Source organism: Streptomyces sp. NPDC059080 (assembly GCF_042739975.1).
In the GTDB taxonomy this organism is placed as follows: Bacteria; Actinomycetota; Actinomycetes; order Streptomycetales; family Streptomycetaceae; genus Streptomyces; species Streptomyces benahoarensis.
In genome coordinates, this window is the sequence record NZ_JBHYGX010000048.1 from 1 (window position 1) to 15,708 (window position 15,708).

At 70.5% G+C, this 15,708-nt stretch carries 15 protein-coding genes; 9 read left to right on the forward strand and 6 right to left on the reverse strand.

Annotated features, from left to right (window positions below; all coding sequences use genetic code 11):
* The first annotated feature begins 100 nt into the window (after positions 1–100).
* The 3 genes from ACFWWQ_RS26150 to ACFWWQ_RS26160 are packed head-to-tail and all read left to right on the forward strand — an operon-like array spanning position 101 to position 2,746.
* The gene (locus ACFWWQ_RS26150) at positions 101–772 is read left to right on the forward strand and encodes an MFS transporter (protein ID WP_384600813.1); all 672 of its coding nucleotides are present in this window, start codon (positions 101–103) and stop codon (positions 770–772) included.
* A gap of 9 nt (positions 773–781) precedes the next feature.
* Complete coding sequence (locus ACFWWQ_RS26155; protein WP_384600816.1) at positions 782–1,510, forward strand: class I SAM-dependent methyltransferase; 729 nt, start codon at positions 782–784, stop codon at positions 1,508–1,510.
* Between the two features lie 24 nt (positions 1,511–1,534).
* Entirely contained in the window at positions 1,535–2,746 is a 1,212-nt protein-coding gene (locus tag ACFWWQ_RS26160; protein WP_384600819.1) for a cytochrome P450, read from the forward strand.
* A 572-nt stretch (positions 2,747–3,318) separates the two neighbouring features.
* On the opposite strand, the gene ACFWWQ_RS26165 is transcribed toward ACFWWQ_RS26160, so the two are convergent.
* Together ACFWWQ_RS26165 and ACFWWQ_RS26170 are read right to left on the reverse strand one after the other, a co-directional pair.
* Entirely contained in the window at positions 3,319–4,716 is a 1,398-nt protein-coding gene (locus ACFWWQ_RS26165; protein WP_384600822.1) for a gluconate:H+ symporter, read from the reverse strand.
* Between the two features lie 131 nt (positions 4,717–4,847).
* Entirely contained in the window at positions 4,848–5,360 is a 513-nt protein-coding gene (locus ACFWWQ_RS26170) for a gluconokinase (RefSeq protein ID WP_384600825.1), read from the reverse strand.
* 135 nt (positions 5,361–5,495) lie between these two features.
* On the opposite strand from ACFWWQ_RS26170, the gene ACFWWQ_RS26175 reads away from it, so the two are divergent.
* A complete protein-coding gene (locus ACFWWQ_RS26175; protein ID WP_384600828.1) occupies positions 5,496–6,197 on the forward strand; it encodes a FadR/GntR family transcriptional regulator in 702 nt (233 codons plus the stop codon).
* 30 nt (positions 6,198–6,227) lie between these two features.
* On the opposite strand, the gene ACFWWQ_RS26180 is transcribed toward ACFWWQ_RS26175, so the two are convergent.
* The 4 genes from ACFWWQ_RS26180 to ACFWWQ_RS26195 form a co-directional block, all read right to left on the reverse strand.
* Entirely contained in the window at positions 6,228–6,440 is a 213-nt protein-coding gene (locus tag ACFWWQ_RS26180) for a hypothetical protein (RefSeq protein WP_030284618.1), read from the reverse strand.
* A 314-nt stretch (positions 6,441–6,754) separates the two neighbouring features.
* Positions 6,755–7,747 carry a hypothetical protein gene (locus ACFWWQ_RS26185; protein ID WP_384600831.1) on the reverse strand — a complete coding sequence of 331 codons (993 nt, stop codon included), beginning with the start codon at positions 7,745–7,747 and terminating at the stop codon, positions 6,755–6,757.
* Positions 7,747–8,538: an RNA polymerase sigma factor gene (locus ACFWWQ_RS26190; RefSeq protein ID WP_384600834.1), complete on the reverse strand. Its 792-nt coding sequence runs from the start codon at positions 8,536–8,538 to the stop codon at positions 7,747–7,749. The genes ACFWWQ_RS26185 and ACFWWQ_RS26190 overlap by 1 nt, the downstream gene beginning before the upstream one ends.
* Positions 8,539–9,053: 515 nt before the next feature.
* The gene (locus ACFWWQ_RS26195; protein WP_384600837.1) at positions 9,054–10,808 is read right to left on the reverse strand and encodes a glycoside hydrolase family 20 protein; all 1,755 of its coding nucleotides are present in this window, start codon (positions 10,806–10,808) and stop codon (positions 9,054–9,056) included.
* A 600-nt stretch (positions 10,809–11,408) separates the two neighbouring features.
* Between ACFWWQ_RS26195 and ACFWWQ_RS26200 the strand changes: the two genes are divergently transcribed.
* The 5 genes from ACFWWQ_RS26200 to ACFWWQ_RS26220 all read left to right on the forward strand — a co-directional run bounded on the left by ACFWWQ_RS26200 (position 11,409) and on the right by ACFWWQ_RS26220 (position 15,474).
* Entirely contained in the window at positions 11,409–11,882 is a 474-nt protein-coding gene (locus ACFWWQ_RS26200) for a 2-oxo-4-hydroxy-4-carboxy-5-ureidoimidazoline decarboxylase (RefSeq protein ID WP_384600840.1), read from the forward strand.
* A 180-nt stretch (positions 11,883–12,062) separates the two neighbouring features.
* On the forward strand, positions 12,063–12,443 hold the full coding sequence (sdhC, locus tag ACFWWQ_RS26205) for a succinate dehydrogenase, cytochrome b556 subunit (protein WP_384600843.1): 381 nt from the start codon (positions 12,063–12,065) through the stop codon (positions 12,441–12,443).
* Positions 12,444–12,452: 9 nt separating this feature from the next.
* Positions 12,453–12,926 carry a succinate dehydrogenase hydrophobic membrane anchor subunit gene (locus ACFWWQ_RS26210; RefSeq protein ID WP_384600846.1) on the forward strand — a complete coding sequence of 158 codons (474 nt, stop codon included), beginning with the start codon at positions 12,453–12,455 and terminating at the stop codon, positions 12,924–12,926.
* Between the two features lie 20 nt (positions 12,927–12,946).
* Positions 12,947–14,701, forward strand: a complete 1,755-nt coding sequence (sdhA, locus tag ACFWWQ_RS26215; RefSeq protein ID WP_384600848.1) for a succinate dehydrogenase flavoprotein subunit — start codon at positions 12,947–12,949, stop codon at positions 14,699–14,701.
* Positions 14,701–15,474, forward strand: coding sequence for a succinate dehydrogenase iron-sulfur subunit (locus ACFWWQ_RS26220; RefSeq protein WP_384600851.1), 774 nt, complete (start codon positions 14,701–14,703; stop codon positions 15,472–15,474). Before sdhA ends, ACFWWQ_RS26220 begins: the two co-directional genes overlap by 1 nt.
* Positions 15,475–15,708 lie beyond the last annotated feature (234 nt).

Genomic DNA, 15,708 nt, shown 5'->3' on the forward strand with positions numbered 1-15,708 from the left:
GCCGAGCAGGCGACGGCCGAACCGACGAACCTGAAACCCCGTCAACCCTCACTGACCAGCTGATCAGCACCTCTCGCGCAACGGGGGAACCTCAGACGGCGTGACCTTCCTGCCCCTGTTCTTCACCACACTGCTGACCATGCCCCGTAAACCGGAATCGTCCCGCCGCGCGACCAGCGGAGAATCAGGACTGACGGTGCTGCGCCGGCTGCCCATCGCCTGGCGGCTCCTTGTCGTCGTGTTCCTGTTCAACCTGTTCTACATGCCGGTGGAAACCGCGCTTCCGCTCTTCGTCAACGGGCCACTCGCCGGCAGCGGAAGGGATTTGGGAACCGTCTGGACCATGTTCGGTGTAGGAGCCATTGCGGGTGCGCTCCTGACGAACTATCTGCGCACGGTTCCCAAACAGACGCTCCTCGTCGGCATCATCGCGGCCTGGGCCGGCGCCATGTTCGGGCTGGCGAGCGCGCAGAATGTGCTGACCGCGTCGATCTCCTTCTTCTTCGGTGGCCTGATCTACGCGCCGTTCACGCCGATCGCGTACTCATATCTGCAGTCCTTTCTCACCGAGGAGGACGAGCAGCCGGTGATCACCCTGTGGTCCACCGCATCGGCGCTGGCCGCACCCATCGGTCTGGTGACGGCCGGTCCCTTGATCTACTTCGCCGGCGGAAGAGGCGGAATTCTCCTGTCAGCCCTCATCACCCTGGCGTTGGCCCTGGCCGCAGTCCGCGTTGTCGGAGCGGAACGAGCTTCGCAGACCAACGATTAGAGAAGGCGTATGGACTACGACATTGCCGCGTATGGTGAACAACGCCCCGACTACGACTCGATGGACTGGGCGCTACGGCACGACCAGGAAGAGGCCAGTGCCTTTCTCGCCGGACTTGCTCCGGGCGGCAGCGCCCTGGAGCTGGGTGTGGGAACAGGCCGCGTCGCCTTTCCCCTGGCCCGGCGCGGTCTGAAGGTTGCGGGTATCGAGGGTTCTCCCACCATGGCCGCGCAACTGGAGGGAAAGCGTGACGGCGAGTCGGTCGAGGTACTCATCGGCGATTTCGCCGATGTGAAGGTCGCATCGGCCGTCGATCTCATCTACTGCATCAGTGAGACGTTCTTCCTGCTCCCGTCCCAGGAAAGCCAGTTGCGGTGCATACGGAATGCTGCGGCACGGCTCACGGATCGAGGACGGTTCGTCATCCAGGCGACCGTCCCCGACCACGCGCTCTTCTGCAGCACGCAGAGCACTCTCACCCGAAACGTGGGCCCGCAGGGTGCGATCGTGGCCGCGCGGCGGCACGACCGGGCGGAGCAGCGCGTGGAAGTGCAGAACATCGTGATCCGGGGCCGGGAAAACACCTTCTACCCCATGCACTACCGCTACGTGTGGCCTTCGGAACTCGACCTGATGGCGAAGCTGGCCGGCCTTGATCTGGTGTCACGGTCAGGCGGCTGGCGCGATGAGCCTTACACCGCCTCCGGCAGTTATGTCGCGGTTTACGGCAAGAACTGACCTTCGTCGAGAAGTGGAGCTGGCATGGAAACGCACCTGCCCAGGCTGCCGTTCCCACGACCGGGAGCCTTCGGCCTCCCGGAAGAATTCCGGATATTCCAGCGCGCCAAGGCTCCGGCAAAGGTACTCACGGCGACAGGTGACGAAGCGTGGCTCGTCACCCGGTATCCGGACGTCCGCAGTCTGCTGGCAGACCCCCGGCTCGGTCGCGCCCACCCCGCCCCGGCTGACGCCGCACGGCTGACCGCCTCGGCGGTGAGCACCGCGGGTCCCGTCGGGAGTTACGCGTCCGAGCGGGCGGATCACGCCCGCTACCGGCGCAGACTCACCCCGGCGTTCTCTGCGAGGCGGATCAGGGCGCTGCGCGGACGGACCGAGGCTCTTCTGGAACGCGTCCTGGACCGGATGGCCGGGCTCACTCCCCCCGTCGATCTGCATGAAACGCTGTCGATGCCGCTCTCCCTGCTCGTCATCTGTGAACTTCTCGGCGTCCCGTACGGGGACCACGGACAGTTCAGGGTGTTGTTCGACGATATTTCGCAGACGACGGACTTCGCGCGGTCGACCAAGGCCCGTCAGGAATTGGCTGCTTACATGCGCGAACTCGCAGAGCGCAAACTGCGGTCGCCCGGGGCGGATTTGATCAGCGATCTGGTCCATTCCGGCGAAATCAGCCTCGCCCCGCCGCCGCCCGGCGAGGTGGCGGGAACGGACGATCTCGCGCAGATCGCAGCCTCTCTGTTGTTTGCCGGCTACCGGACCACGGCGATCAAAGTCGACTACGGCGTCGCCCTGCTGCTGTCGAACGATGCACAGCTCGCCGCATTGCGCGACGACCCGGGACGCGCGGAAAGCGCCACGGAAGAGGTGCTGCGCTACTCGTCGCCGGATCTGCCGATCCTTCGGTACGCCCGCGAAGACGTGGACATCGCGGGAACGCCCGTCGAGCGGGGCGCGGCGGTGCTGCTGTCGACGCTGGCCGCGAACCGGGACCCTTCCGTCTTCACCGCTCCGGACACCTTCGACATCTCGCGGGACCCCAATCCACACCTGTCCTTCGGCCACGGACCGCGTCTGTGCATCGGCGCCACTCTCGCCCGGGTGGAGATCGCGGCGGCCTTCCGGATGCTCTTCGCCCGTATCCCTTCCCTTCGGATCGCCGTCCCCGTCGAGGAACTCACCCGACGCGACGGTGTGTTGATGGGCGGGCTCTCGACCGTTCCGGTGGAGTGGTAGGCCGGGCCTTCCGGCGAAGAATCGACACCTCGTGGAGGTCGGGTACCGGTGTCTGCAGCGATACTTGTCATGGGCTGCGGTCCACGCTCGCCTCACGGGCGTGACCAGATACAGCGTCTGTACCGGCAAGCCCGCTCCCGTGACGTGCGGTTGATCGGCGTGGACAGGCCATCGAACCTGGCGGATGCGGACCTTTCCCTCTTCTCGTCCGTCATCGCCTGTGACGTGGAGGACCCGGCTGCCGCCGTTGCCGCGCTGGGCTCCCCGGAGGGTGAGGTCGTCGGTGGGCTGGCGTTCCGGGACCTGTGCGTGGAACCGCTCGCCGCCGTGGGTGAGGCGCTCTGGTCGCAGGCGCCACGGCGCCGGAAGTCGACGCCCGTCTCGCGGAGATTCGGGACCGGATCGTCTTCCGGGTCGTACCGACGGGCTGATCGGATGTGCCTCCGCAGATGGACGTCGGCGGCGGCTGACCAAGTCCTCTCCCCCCGTAGCCGCCCGCCTACGCGAACGGGGCCGCACCGGCGGCCCTCCCGCCCGTACGGCCCCGTCGCGAGGAGGCAGCGCGTCGCTCGCTAGACCACCAGCGACAGCAGCAGCACACAGGCGATGCCGACCACCGAGATCAACGTCTCCATCACCGACCACGTCTTGATCGTCTGGCCGACGTTCATGCCGAAGTACTCCTTGACCATCCAGAATCCGGCGTCGTTGACGTGGCTGAAAAACAGCGAGCCGGTGCCGATGGCGAGGACCAGCAGGGCGACATGGGTGCTGCTCATGTCGGCGGCGAGCGGGGCGACCAGGCCCGCCGCGGAGATGGTGGCCACCGTCGCGGAGCCGGTCGCCAGACGGATGGCGACGGCGATCAGCCAGGCCAACAGCAGTGCGGAGATGTTCCAGCCCTTGGAGATGTCCAGGATCATCTGGCCGACGCCCGCGTCCACCAGCGTCTGCTTGAAGCCGCCACCGGCGCCGACGATCAGCAGCACACCGGCGATCGGGCCGAGGGACGACTCGACGGTGGTGGCGATCCGGCCCTTGGTGAACCCGGCCGCGCGGCCCAGCGTGAACATCGCGACGACGACACCGGCCAGCAGCGCGATCATCGGGGAGCCGATGACGTCGAAGACCCGCTGAACGGAGTGCTCCGGGTTGTCGATGACGATGTCCACCAGCGCCTTGGCCAGCATCATCACGACCGGCAGCAGCACGGTGGCGACGGTGACGCCGAACCGCGGGCGCTTCGCCGGCTCCGCCGAGGCACGCTCGGGGATCATGTTCTCGGGCGGCCGGATGTCGACCCAGCGGGCGGCGTAGCGGGAGAAGAGCGGCCCGGCGATGATCGCGGTGGGGATCGCCACGACGACGCCGAGGGCAAGGGTGATGCCGAGGTTGGCGCCGACGGCGTCGATCGCGACGAGCGGTCCGGGGTGCGGCGGGATCAGGCCGTGCATGACCGAGAGTCCGGCCAGGGCGGGGATGCCGATGCGCATCAGCGAGAAGTTGCCGCGCTTGGCGACGAGCAGGACCACCGGGATCAGCAGCACGATGCCGACCTCGAAGAAGATCGGCAGCCCGACGACGCAGGCGATGAGCACCATCGCCCAGGGCATCGACCGCCGGTTCGCCTTCGCCAGGATCGTGTCGACGATCTCGTCGGCGCCCCCGGAGTCCGCGAGCAGCTTGCCCAGGATCGCGCCGAGGGCGATGAGCACACCCGTACCGGCGACCGTCGAGCCCAGTCCGGTGGAGAAGCTGGCGATGGCCTTGTCGAGGGGCGCCCCGGCGGCCGCGCCGAGCACCAGCGAGCCGATGATCAGCGACAGGAAAGCATGCAGCTTGAACTTGGTGATGAGCACAACGATGACGGCGATGCCCGCCAGAACGGCGATGCCCAGCTGCGCATGACCGGCCGAGGTGATCGGCTCGGCCGCGTCCGCTGCCAGCATCTCGACGCTGAGATGAGTCACGGCGATTCCTAGGAGGAAGAGGGAGGGGAGGGAGGAAGGGAGGGAGGGGCGGGGCCCCGGAACGTGCGGTTCCCGGAAGGGCGGGCCCCGGGGATGCGGACCTTGGAGGTACGGGCCCGAGGGCTCCGGGTTCAGACGGCCGGGACGGCGCGGAGCGCGTCGGCCGCGCGGGCGGCGATCTCCTCGGGGGTGCCCGAGACGTCCACCGCGACGCCGCGTTCGTCGCCGCCGAGGGGTTCGAGGGTGGCGAACTGCGAGTCGAGCAGCGCGGCCGGCATGAAGTGGCCCTTCCGCTCGGCCATCCGCCGCTCGATCAGCGCGCGGTCGCCGGTGAGATGGAGGAAGACCACCTCGGGGGCGGCGGCGCGCAGCCGGTCGCGGTAGCCGCGCTTGAGGGCGGAGCAGCTGACCACGCCGCCGCGCCCGGCCCGCTCATGGGCCCAGGCGCCGATGGCGTCCAGCCACGGGCCACGGTCGGCGTCGTCCAGCGGGGTCCCGGCGGTCATCTTGGCGATGTTGGCCGGCGGGTGGAATGCGTCGCCCTCGGCATACGGCACACCGAGGGCCTCGGCGACCAGCGGGCCGATCGTCGTCTTGCCGGTTCCGGCAACTCCCATCACGACGATGACGTGGGGCGTGCTCATTCCCGGGTACCTCGCTGTCTTCTTCGACCTCGGTATGACACCCCACTGAAACCCATTATGTATGACTTATTCAAGAGGGTGTGGCGCAAACGTCATACTTAAAGAGCCAGTCGGGCGGAACGTAGGCTGATCCCCATGGAGAAGCAGGGGCAGGGGCCGCACACACGGGTGCTCGAAGCCCTCGGTCCGGCGATCACCGCGGGCGACCATCCGCCGGGCACGGTCCTGCGCACCGAAGAGCTGGCAGCGGCGTTCGACGTCTCCCGCACCGTCGTCCGCGAGGTGATCCGGGTCCTGGAATCCATGCGGCTGGTGACCTCCCGCCGCCGGGTGGGCGTGACGGTCCTGCCGCCCGAGGAGTGGAACGTCTACGACCCACGGGTCATCAGCTGGCGGCTGGCCGGACGGGACCGCCCCCGGCAGCTGCGCTCGCTGACCGTGCTGCGCTCCGCCGTCGAACCGGTCGCCGCGGGGCTCGCCGCCGTCCACGCCGACCCCGCCCAGTGCGCCGCGCTCACCGAACACGCCATGGGCATGGTCGCCACCTCCCGCGGCCAGCAGCTCGACGCGTACCTGGTGCACGACACCGCGTTCCACCGCGTGGTGCTGACCGCCTCCGGCAACGAGATGTTCGCCCGGCTCGGCGATGTCGTCGCCGCGGTGCTGACCGGCCGCACCGCGCACCATGTGATGTTCACCGACCCGGACCCGGCGGCGGTCTCGCTGCACGTCCAGGTCGCCGAGGCGGTACGGGTCGGCGACGCGACGCGCGCCGAGGAGCTGACGCGTCAGATCACGGTCGGCGCAATGGCGGAACTGGACGTCCTGGTGCCGTAACGCCTGCGGACACGGCCTGGGGCGCGCCGCTCAGAACAACGGCTGCTGGCCGGGGAACGGCGGTTCCTCCGGGTCGAAGAGCTTCTCCGCGGGCGCCATCATCGGGGCGATCCGCCGCGACCCCGGGCAGGAGACCAGCTCCAGCACCGTGCGCCGCCCGGGCGGGTCGTGGCGGGCGAAGCGGCCGCCGACGACGGCGATCTCTCGGGTGCAGACGGGGCACGCGCGGCGGGGTGACGACATGCCACCAGTGTGACGCAGCCCCCGCGCGCCACCGCCCTGCGGCCGGGGCGCCCGCCACCGGACACCACGGAATCGCCCGCCGGCGAACGGACACCGGGAAGAGGCGGACGGGAAGAGGCGGACGGGAAGAGGCGGACGGGAAGAGGCAGACGGGCCCCGCGAGGCACGGAGAAAGAGGGGGGCGCGGGCAGGGCCGGGGGAACGTGCCCCGCCCGCGCCAGGTGCGCGAGGTCCTGGGTACGGGGGGAACCCGGCCCACGCGCCGCCGATGACCAGTCGGCTCACTCAGTACTGCGCCGGGCGCCGCAAAAACGTCACACCGAGGCGGGAGCGGTGCCGTCCGCGCTGGCGGAGGGCGTCGGGGTCACGGTGTCCGAGGCGGACGGTTCCGGGGAACCGGGGACGGGGGCCGGGATTTCCGGTGCGGTGGACGGTTGTCCGTCGTCGTCCTCGTCGCCGCCGTGGCCGCCGCCCTGCCCGGTGCCCGCTTTCCCGCCGCCGGCGTTTCCGTCGCCGTTCCCGCCGCCGTTGCCGTTCCCGCCGCCATTGCCGTTTCCGTTGCCGTTTCCGTTGCCGTTGCCGTTGCCGTTGCCGTGCTGCTGAAGGTAGCGGCGGCAGAACGCGTGGGCCTTCGCCGGGCCTCCGGCGGCGCGCTCCAGGCGCTGTACGGTCTCGCGGTCCAGGTCGCCGCGCTTGCCCGCCTCGTAGTCCCGGCAGAGCACGAGCACCGCCGAACGCCGCTCCGCCGAACCGTTCTTGCCGTTGCCGGGCAGGCCGGGCACCCCGCGGCCCGGGCCCTTGGGGGCGCCGGACGGCGACGGGGTGGTGCTGTGGCCGGCGTCCGGCGTCGGGGAGGTGGTGGCGTCGGTCGGCCGCTCCCCCGCCGTCGCGTCCGGGGAGCCGGGCGCCGTGGTGCCGGGGGACGGGGATGCGAGGGGGCCGGGGCTGACGTCCGTGGAGACGCTGGAGGTCGGGGCGGGCCCCGGGCGGAACGGGCTGGGCAGCACGCCCGTACCGGCCGCCACCGCCACCCCGCCGAGCGCGCAGGCCGCCAGCGCCACGACGAAACCGCGCCGGAAGGGCCGGGCGAGACCGGCGCGGGCCGGTACCGCGTGGTGGGCCCGGTGGAAGGCGGCGACGGCGGCCTCCTCCCCGGGCAGCGACGCCGGGCCGGGTCCGGCCGGGGCCGCGTCGTCGAGTAGCCGGGCGAGTTCCTGCGCGCCGTGTGCCCTGGTGCCGACCGGCTCGCCGCGCAGCAGGCGCTCCGCGGCATCGTTGTCGAGCCAGTTGTACCGGTCGTCGGCCATCACATGTCCTTCTGCGTTCGCGCGGCCGTTTCCGTCACACCCGGTACGTACGATTCCGCCACGCCGTCACGGCGTCTTCGCCCCTGTACGGGGACCCCGTCCATCGTTCCACCACCCCCGCGCGGGCCGCCCGTCGCCCGGCGGGCCGGGGCGCCCTCCGCCGCGCCGGGTCCGCAACCGTCGCCCTCGGCCGCGGGTCCGGCTTCTTCGGCGTCCCCGCTCTCCGCCCGTTCGCCGAGGAGTTCGGCCAGGCGGCGCAGCCCGCGGTGGGCCGCCGTCCGGACCGCGCCGGGCCGCTTGCCGAGGACCTTCGCGGTGCTCTTGGCATCCAGCCCGACGACGACGCGCAGCACCACCGCCTCGGCCTGGTCCTGCGGGAGCGTGGCTATCAACCGCAGCGTGCGGCCGGTGCCGAGGGCGGCGAACGCCTCGCCCTCGGTGTCGGAGAGAGCCGGGGTGTCGACGAGTTCGCTCTCGTCGCCGCCGGTCACCGGGCGGCGACCGCGCATCCGGATGTGGTCCAGGGCGCGGTTGCGGGCGATCCGGGCGGCCCAGCCGCGGAACCGGTCGGCGTCACCGCTGAACCGGCCCAGGTCACGGGTGATCTGGAGCCAGGACTCCGACGCGACGTCCTCCGCGTCCGCCTCGCCCACCAGCGTCCGCACATAGCCGAGGAGCCGGGGGTGCACCGCACGGTAGACCGCGCGGAACGCCGCCTCGTCGCCGTCCTGTGCCGCCTGCACGGCAGCGGTCAGCCGACTGTCGTCCGGCTGAATGTCGTCCCCTCGCACGGGTCCATTCCTGTCGCGTGCGGAATCTCCGCTGCCCGGTCCTTGCTGCTGCCCAACTGCCCGCTACCGGCCGCCGCCCCTGGCGACGGCCGCGGAACCCCCGGTAACCCCGGCGGTTTCGCAGACGGTATCCCGGCTGATCACCCCGGCCGCCCCCGGGCCCGGCATCCGCCACGGGCGGCCCGGGACGCACGGCGCGTACGGCCAGTACGGCGCGTACCGATCCATCGAACCCCCCGTTGACGGCGGCCCGGTCCCGGCCGCGGCAGACGTACGACAAGCGCGCCGACCGGCGCGAACTGGCACGTTACGGGCCCCGCCCGGTCGCCGTCCAGACCACTGTGGTGCGGCCTTCCACACCCCCTGTGACGCTTTTGGCGCGTACGGCGCTGTACCGGTTGAGGGGTCCGTGACGGTCCCCTCCCGCGAACGACGGCCGGGGCCTCTCCTGTGGGGGGTGGCGGCCCCGGCCGTCCCTCGCACCCCCGCCGTCAGGTTCGCGCCGGGGCCTCCCGTCAGCCCGTACCGGACACCTTCGTGGCCAGCGCCCGGAACTCCGCCCAGCTCAGCGCGGGCTTCCGCGGGTCCCACACCTTCTGTGACAGCGCCGCCAGCGGCATCCGGATGCCCTGGGCGATCTGCTGGGACGTCTGCGCGTGCGCCCGATCGCACCAGACGGCAAAGCGCGCGCCCGGGATGTGGTCCGGAGTGGTCAGGCTCGCCGGAACGTCGACGGGTGAGGTGTGCCGCAGCACCGCGGGCGTCCACTCGCGGAAGATCCGCTCACCGGTCGGATACGTGAACTGATTCGGCTCGCCGAGCACGTAGTAGAGGTACTCGTCGTTGAGGTTGACCACCTTGCGGCCCTCGCGCAGGAAACGGGCCGGGTCGTTGGCGCCGATCTCCTTGCCGGTCCAGTAGCCGACGGTGCGGTTCTTGTCCGCCTGGACGCGCGTGCCGACGAAGAACCCGTCGTTCCACGCCTCGATCCGGTCGCGTCCGGCCTTCTCGGCGGCGCGCTGCCGGTCGTTGAGCCAGCCGGTCGCCAGATCCTTGATGGTGCCGTTCGGCCCGTACTTCTTCCGGGCCGCCTGGGCCAGGCCCGGGTAGGACGCGGACGGCGAGGGGGCCGTCAGCACCTGGTACTCGTCGCCGCCCAGATGCCAGTACGCGGCGGCGCCCTTGGGCACGTCGAAGAGTTTGGCGTACTCGCCGATCAGCTCGTCGATGAGCTTCCCGGCGGCGGGCTGGGAGATGTCGATCGCCCCGCGCAGCACCCGCCCGCTCGCGTTGCGCAGCTGGAGGTCGGGGTGGTGGTCGAGGACGGCGCCGAGGTGCCCGGGCGAGTCGATCTCGGGGAGGACGCTGATGTGCCGGGAGTGCGCGAGCCGCAGGATGCGGCGGACCTCGTCCTTGGTCAGATGGTCCTTGGAGACGATCTCCGGGTGGGTGTCGCTCTCGATGCGGAAGCCCTGGTCATCGGAGAAGTGCAGCTGGAGCTGGTTGAGCTTGAGATCGCCCAGCTCCCGCACCCGGTCCTCGATCCAGCTCGCGGTGAACGGCTTGCGGGCGTTGTCCAGCAGCATCCCGCGCTGCGCCCGGTCGGGCCGGTCCTCGATCGTGCCCTCCGGCAGCCCCCCGGCAGCGCGCACCGCCTGTTTGACGGTCCGGGTGGCGTAGAAGATCCCGGCGTCGGTGGGGGCGGCGAGCGTCAGCCGGGTGTCGCGCGCGGTCAGCGTGTACACCTCGTCGGCGGTGTCGCCCGTGGGCGCATTGTCCGGCCGCTCCGGGACCCCCTTGCCGTCCTTCCCGGCGAGCTCGACCTCGACGTCCCCGGGGCGCACGGGCTGATCGCCCCAGACGACGGGCATCCCGCCCAGGTCCTGCCCGAGCAGCCGCGCCTCGTCCGCGACGGTGCTCTTCTCCCCGGCGGGCACCACGATCCGGGCGCCCTTGGAGGGCCGCCAGCCACGCCCGTCGGCCGGACGGAAGTCCCGTACGGCGGGGACGGTGCGCGGCGCGCCGGTGACCTTCTGCCAGGTGGGGGTCGGCACCGGGGAGGCCGCCCGGCCGGTGGCGCCCGGTGCCTGGGAGTCCGCCGCGTCGGCGCAGGCGGCCAGCGTGAGCGCGGCGGCCACCAGTACGGCGGGCAGCACCGCCCGGGCCACCGGCGACCGGCCGCCGGGCGGCGCGGCCCGCTCCCCCGGCGGCGCATTCTCCGGCGCCGCCTTCGGCCGTTCAGGGTGTCCGGGCCGACTCGGGTACGACATCGTGCGCTCCTCACTGCTCGGTTCTCTCCTCGCCGTGCCGCCGCTCCCCACGACCGGACCCGCCGGTACGGGGAGCGCGGGCCCCGCCGTGTCCCGGGCGCTCCGCCCACCGGGGCCGGGCCCGGGGCGGCACCCGCCCGGCATGACGGACGCCCCCGACGCGCGGCCTCCCGGGCGGACACCGTCGCTTCGCAGGCGATCCCTAGGAAAAACCTCTCTCATCCGGGTGAAATTCGCGCATCCGTCGGACAGCGCCCACCCTGCGTCGTTACGGTGGCGTTTCGGTTCATCACACCGCGCGCAGGGTGTCCGGGTCTCCGGACGGCCCCGGCCGACGCCTCCGTCGCCACGACACGCCCCGGCCGCCGCGCCCGCGATCCGAAACCGCACCGCTTCCGTGACCCGCACCGTCTCCGTCGGCCCCCGCACCCCAACCGCACGCACCACTCGCTCGTCCGAACGTCCGATCCTTCCGAGGAGCCCCCGCTGTCCGGTGACACTCCGGCCGCCCGGCCGACGATGCTGCGCCCGCCGTGCGCGCCCTGGCGCGGCATACCCTCGCAGAGCCACGGCGCCCGGCCGCCGCTTCCGGACACCGCCGTGCCCCACACCTTCAACGCCCTGCCGCCGGACGACGCCGTCGCCGCGCTGCTGACCTGCTGCGGCAGTCGCCGCTGGGCGCAGCGCCTGGCCCGGCACCGCCCATACCCGGATCTCGGCGCGCTGCTCGCCGCCTCCGACGAGGGCTGCTACGACCTCTCCGCCGCCGATCTGGACGAGGCGCTGGCCGCCGAATCGGCCTCCCCGCTGCCGCCGGCCGGTGCCCCCGGCCCGGGCACCCTCGCCGCGCACACCGCACTGCGCGCCGCCCACGCCGAGTACGAGCGCCGCTTCCGCCACGCCTTCGTCATCTGCCTCGACGGCTACGGCGAGGACGAGGTCCTGGACCAGATGCTGGCCGGGATCCGCACCCGGCTGGGCAACGACCCGGACGAGGAGCGCGCCGTCGCCGCCGATGAGCTGCGACGCACCGTGAGCGGTCGGTTGGCGCGCCTTATCGCGAGATGCCCATAACATCCCGTTTTGCTCTTGTGTGATAGCCCGTTGGTGGCTGTTTGATCACACCTGCAGGGCCCCGGGGCAATGAACCGACAAGGCGTCGCTACGATGGCCAGGGCCGGTGGACCGTACCCGGCCGGGCCGACCGACAGAGAAGCCGGCAGGCCCCAATCCCCGCTCCCGGAGGGTTTTTCCGTGCCGGCTGGAACGCTGTACCGCGGCCGGGAAGGCATGTGGTCCTGGGTGGCTCACCGAGTCACTGGCGTCCTCATCTTCTTCTTCCTGTTCGTACACGTCCTCGACACCGCTCTCGTCCGCGTCTCTCCCGAGGCGTACGACGGTGTCGTCGCGACGTACAAGACACCCATCGTCAACGTGTTGGAGTACGGCCTCGTCGCCGCGATCCTCTTCCACGCGCTCAACGGTCTCCGCGTCATCGCCGTGGACTTCTGGTCCAAGGGCCCGAAGTACCAGAAGCAGATGCTGTGGACCGTTGTGGGCGTCTGGGTCGTGCTCATGGCCGGTGCCTTCTACCCCGTGCTGCAGCACACCCTGCGCACGCTGTTCGGGAGCTGATGACGCGAGATGTCTGCTGAAACCACCTCCCCCGCGGGTGCCTCCGACGTCACCCTCTACGACGCGGACAACCCGGCGCCGGTCATCGAGCCGCCCCGTAAGCGCACCGGTAAGACCCCGAAGTCGACGCGCACCAACTTCGAGCTGTACGGCTGGCTCTTCATGCGGCTGTCCGGCATCGTGCTGGTCGTCCTGGTCCTGGGCCACCTGCTGATCCAGCTGGTGCTGGACGGCGGCGTCTCCAAGATCGGCTTCGCCTTCGTGGCCGGCCGCTGGGCCTCGCCGTTCTGGCAGGTCTGGGACCTGCTGATGCTGTGGCTCGCGATGCTGCACGGCGCCAACGGCCTGCGTACGGTCATCAATGACTACGCCCAGCGGGACAACACCCGTTTCTGGCTGAAGATGCTGCTGTACACCGCCACGGTGTTCACCGTCCTCCTGGGCACGCTGGTGATCTTCACCTTCGACCCGAACATCCGCTAACGCCGGGGCTGACGAGACCAATGAAGATCCACAAGTACGACACCGTCATCGTCGGCGCCGGTGGCGCGGGCATGCGCGCGGCGATCGAGTCGACGAAGCGCAGCCGCACCGCGGTCCTGACGAAGCTCTACCCGACCCGCTCCCACACCGGCGCGGCACAGGGCGGCATGGCCGCCGCCCTCGCCAACGTCGAGGAGGACAACTGGGAGTGGCACACCTTCGACACGATCAAGGGCGGCGACTACCTGGTCGACCAGGACGCCGCCGAGATCCTGGCGAAGGAGGCCATCGACTCCGTCCTCGACCTGGAGAAGATGGGCCTGCCGTTCAACCGCACCCCGAACGGCACCATCGACCAGCGCCGCTTCGGCGGTCACTCCCGTAACCACGGCGAGGCCCCGGTCCGCCGGTCCTGCTACGCCTCGGACCGCACCGGCCACATGATCCTCCAGACGCTGTACCAGAACTGCGTCAAGGAGGGCGTGGAGTTCTTCAACGAGTTCTACGTCCTGGACCTGCTGCTCCAGGACGTCGACGGCGTCAAGAAGTCCTCGGGCGTCGTCGCGTACGAGCTGGCGACCGGCGAGATCCACGTCTTCCAGGCGAAGTCGATCATCTTCGCGTCCGGCGGCACCGGCAAGTTCTTCAAGGTGACCTCCAACGCGCACACCCTGACCGGTGACGGCCAGGCCGCCGCCTGGCGCCGTGGGCTGCCGCTGGAGGACATGGAGTTCTTCCAGTTCCACCCGACCGGCATCTGGCGGATGGGCATCCTGCTGACGGAGGGCGCCCGCGGTGAGGGCGGCATCCTCCGCAACAAGGACGGCGAGCGCTTCATGGAGAAGTACGCGCCGGTCATGAAGGACCTCGCGTCCCGTGACGTCGTCTCCCGCTCCATCTACACGGAGATCCGCGAGGGCCGCGGCTGCGGTCCCGAGGGCGACCACGTCTACCTGGACCTCACGCACCTCCCGCCGGAGCAGCTGGACGCCAAGCTGCCCGACATCACCGAGTTCGCGCGGACCTACCTCGGTATCGAGCCCTACACGGACCCGATCCCGATCCAGCCGACCGCGCACTACGCCATGGGCGGCATCCCGACCAACGTCGAGGGTGAGGTCCTCTCGGACAACACCACCGTCGTCCCGGGCCTGTACGCCGCCGGCGAGGTCGCCTGCGTCTCCGTCCACGGCGCGAACCGCCTGGGCACCAACTCGCTGCTGGACATCAACGTGTTCGGCCGCCGCGCGGGCATCGCCGCCGCCGAGTACTCCGCGGACCACGACTTCGTCGAGCTGCCCGAGGACCCGGCGCAGAAGGTCGTCGACCAGGTCGAGCGGCTGCGGAACTCCACCGGCACCGAGCGCGTCACCGAGCTCCGCAAGGAGCTGCAGGAGTGCATGGACGCCAACGTGATGGTGTTCCGCACCGAGCAGACGATCAAGACCGCGGTCGAGAAGATCGGTGAGCTGCGCGAGCGCTACCTGAACGTGTCCATCCAGGACAAGGGCAAGCGGTTCAACACCGACCTGCTGGAGGCCATCGAGCTGGGCAACCTCCTCGACCTGGCCGAGGTCATGGCGGTCTCCGCCCTGGCCCGCAAGGAGTCCCGCGGCGGTCACTACCGCGAGGACTTCCCGAACCGCGACGACGTCAACTTCATGCGGCACACCATGGCGTACCGCGAGGTCGGCGCGGACGGCAAGGAGTCGATCCGTCTCGACTACAAGCCGGTCGTCCAGACCCGCTACCAGCCGATGGAGCGTAAGTACTGATGAGCACCCCGACTCTCGACAAGCACTCCGCGGCGCTGGACGCGGCCGAGGACACCGCTTCCCACACGGTCAAGGTCACCTTCCGGATCCGCCGGTTCAACCCGGAGGTCTCGGACGAGGCGAGCTGGCAGGACTTCGAGCTCGACATCGACCCGAAGGAGCGCGTCCTGGACGCCCTCCACAAGATCAAGTGGGAGCAGGACGGCACCCTGACGTTCCGCCGTTCCTGCGCCCACGGCATCTGCGGTTCGGACGCCATGCGCATCAACGGCAAGAACCGTCTGGCGTGCAAGACGCTGATCAAGGACATCAACCCGCAGAAGCCGATCACGGTCGAGGCCATAAAGGGCCTGACGGTCCTGAAGGACCTGATCGTGGACATGGAGCCGTTCTTCCAGGCGTACCGCGACGTGATGCCCTTCCTGATCACCAAGGGCAACGAGCCGACCCGCGAGCGCCTGCAGACCGCCGAGGACCGCGAGCGCTTCGACGACACCACCAAGTGCATCCTGTGCGCGGCGTGCACGTCGTCCTGCCCGGTGTTCTGGAACGACGGTCAGTACTTCGGCCCCGCCGCGATCGTCAACGCGCACCGCTTCATCTTCGACAGCCGTGACGAGGGTGGCGAGCAGCGTCTCGAAATCCTCAACGACAAGGACGGCGTCTGGCGCTGCCGCACGACCTTCAACTGCACGGACGCCTGCCCGCGCGGCATCGAGGTCACCAAGGCCATCCAGGAGGTCAAGCGAGCGCTGATCACTCGGCGCTTCTGATCCCGTTCCTGTCGGCCTGACGGCACGTTGTTCGCCTGACTTGGCCTGACGTCACGTGGTGGCCGATGGCCTGGGCCGGTGGCCGATGGCCTGGCTTATGTGGAGGGCCCCGCATCCGGATTCCCGGGTGCGGGGTTCTTTGCGTTTCGGGGGGCGGGGCGCGCCGGGCCTGGCGTCCATGCGCGTGGCGGAGGCCCCGCATCCACTTGGTGGGGGCGGGGCCTCCGCTTACGG

What these genes read in the sequence shown, in the direction of transcription:
- ACFWWQ_RS26175 (WP_384600828.1), top strand. Translation starts at nt 5,496, where the DNA reads ATGGAGAAGCAGGGGCAGGGGCCGCACACACGGGTGCTCGAAGCCCTC.
- ACFWWQ_RS26170 (WP_384600825.1), bottom strand. Translation starts at nt 5,360, where the DNA reads ATGAGCACGCCCCACGTCATCGTCGTGATGGGAGTTGCCGGAACCGGC.
- ACFWWQ_RS26180 (WP_030284618.1), bottom strand. Translation starts at nt 6,440, where the DNA reads ATGTCGTCACCCCGCCGCGCGTGCCCCGTCTGCACCCGAGAGATCGCC.
- ACFWWQ_RS26155 (WP_384600816.1), top strand. Translation starts at nt 782, where the DNA reads ATGGACTACGACATTGCCGCGTATGGTGAACAACGCCCCGACTACGAC.
- ACFWWQ_RS26160 (WP_384600819.1), top strand. Translation starts at nt 1,535, where the DNA reads ATGGAAACGCACCTGCCCAGGCTGCCGTTCCCACGACCGGGAGCCTTC.
- ACFWWQ_RS26220 (WP_384600851.1), top strand. Translation starts at nt 14,701, where the DNA reads ATGAGCACCCCGACTCTCGACAAGCACTCCGCGGCGCTGGACGCGGCC.
- ACFWWQ_RS26210 (WP_384600846.1), top strand. Translation starts at nt 12,453, where the DNA reads ATGTCTGCTGAAACCACCTCCCCCGCGGGTGCCTCCGACGTCACCCTC.
- ACFWWQ_RS26195 (WP_384600837.1), bottom strand. Translation starts at nt 10,808, where the DNA reads ATGTCGTACCCGAGTCGGCCCGGACACCCTGAACGGCCGAAGGCGGCG.
- sdhA (WP_384600848.1), top strand. Translation starts at nt 12,947, where the DNA reads ATGAAGATCCACAAGTACGACACCGTCATCGTCGGCGCCGGTGGCGCG.
- ACFWWQ_RS26185 (WP_384600831.1), bottom strand. Translation starts at nt 7,747, where the DNA reads ATGGCCGACGACCGGTACAACTGGCTCGACAACGATGCCGCGGAGCGC.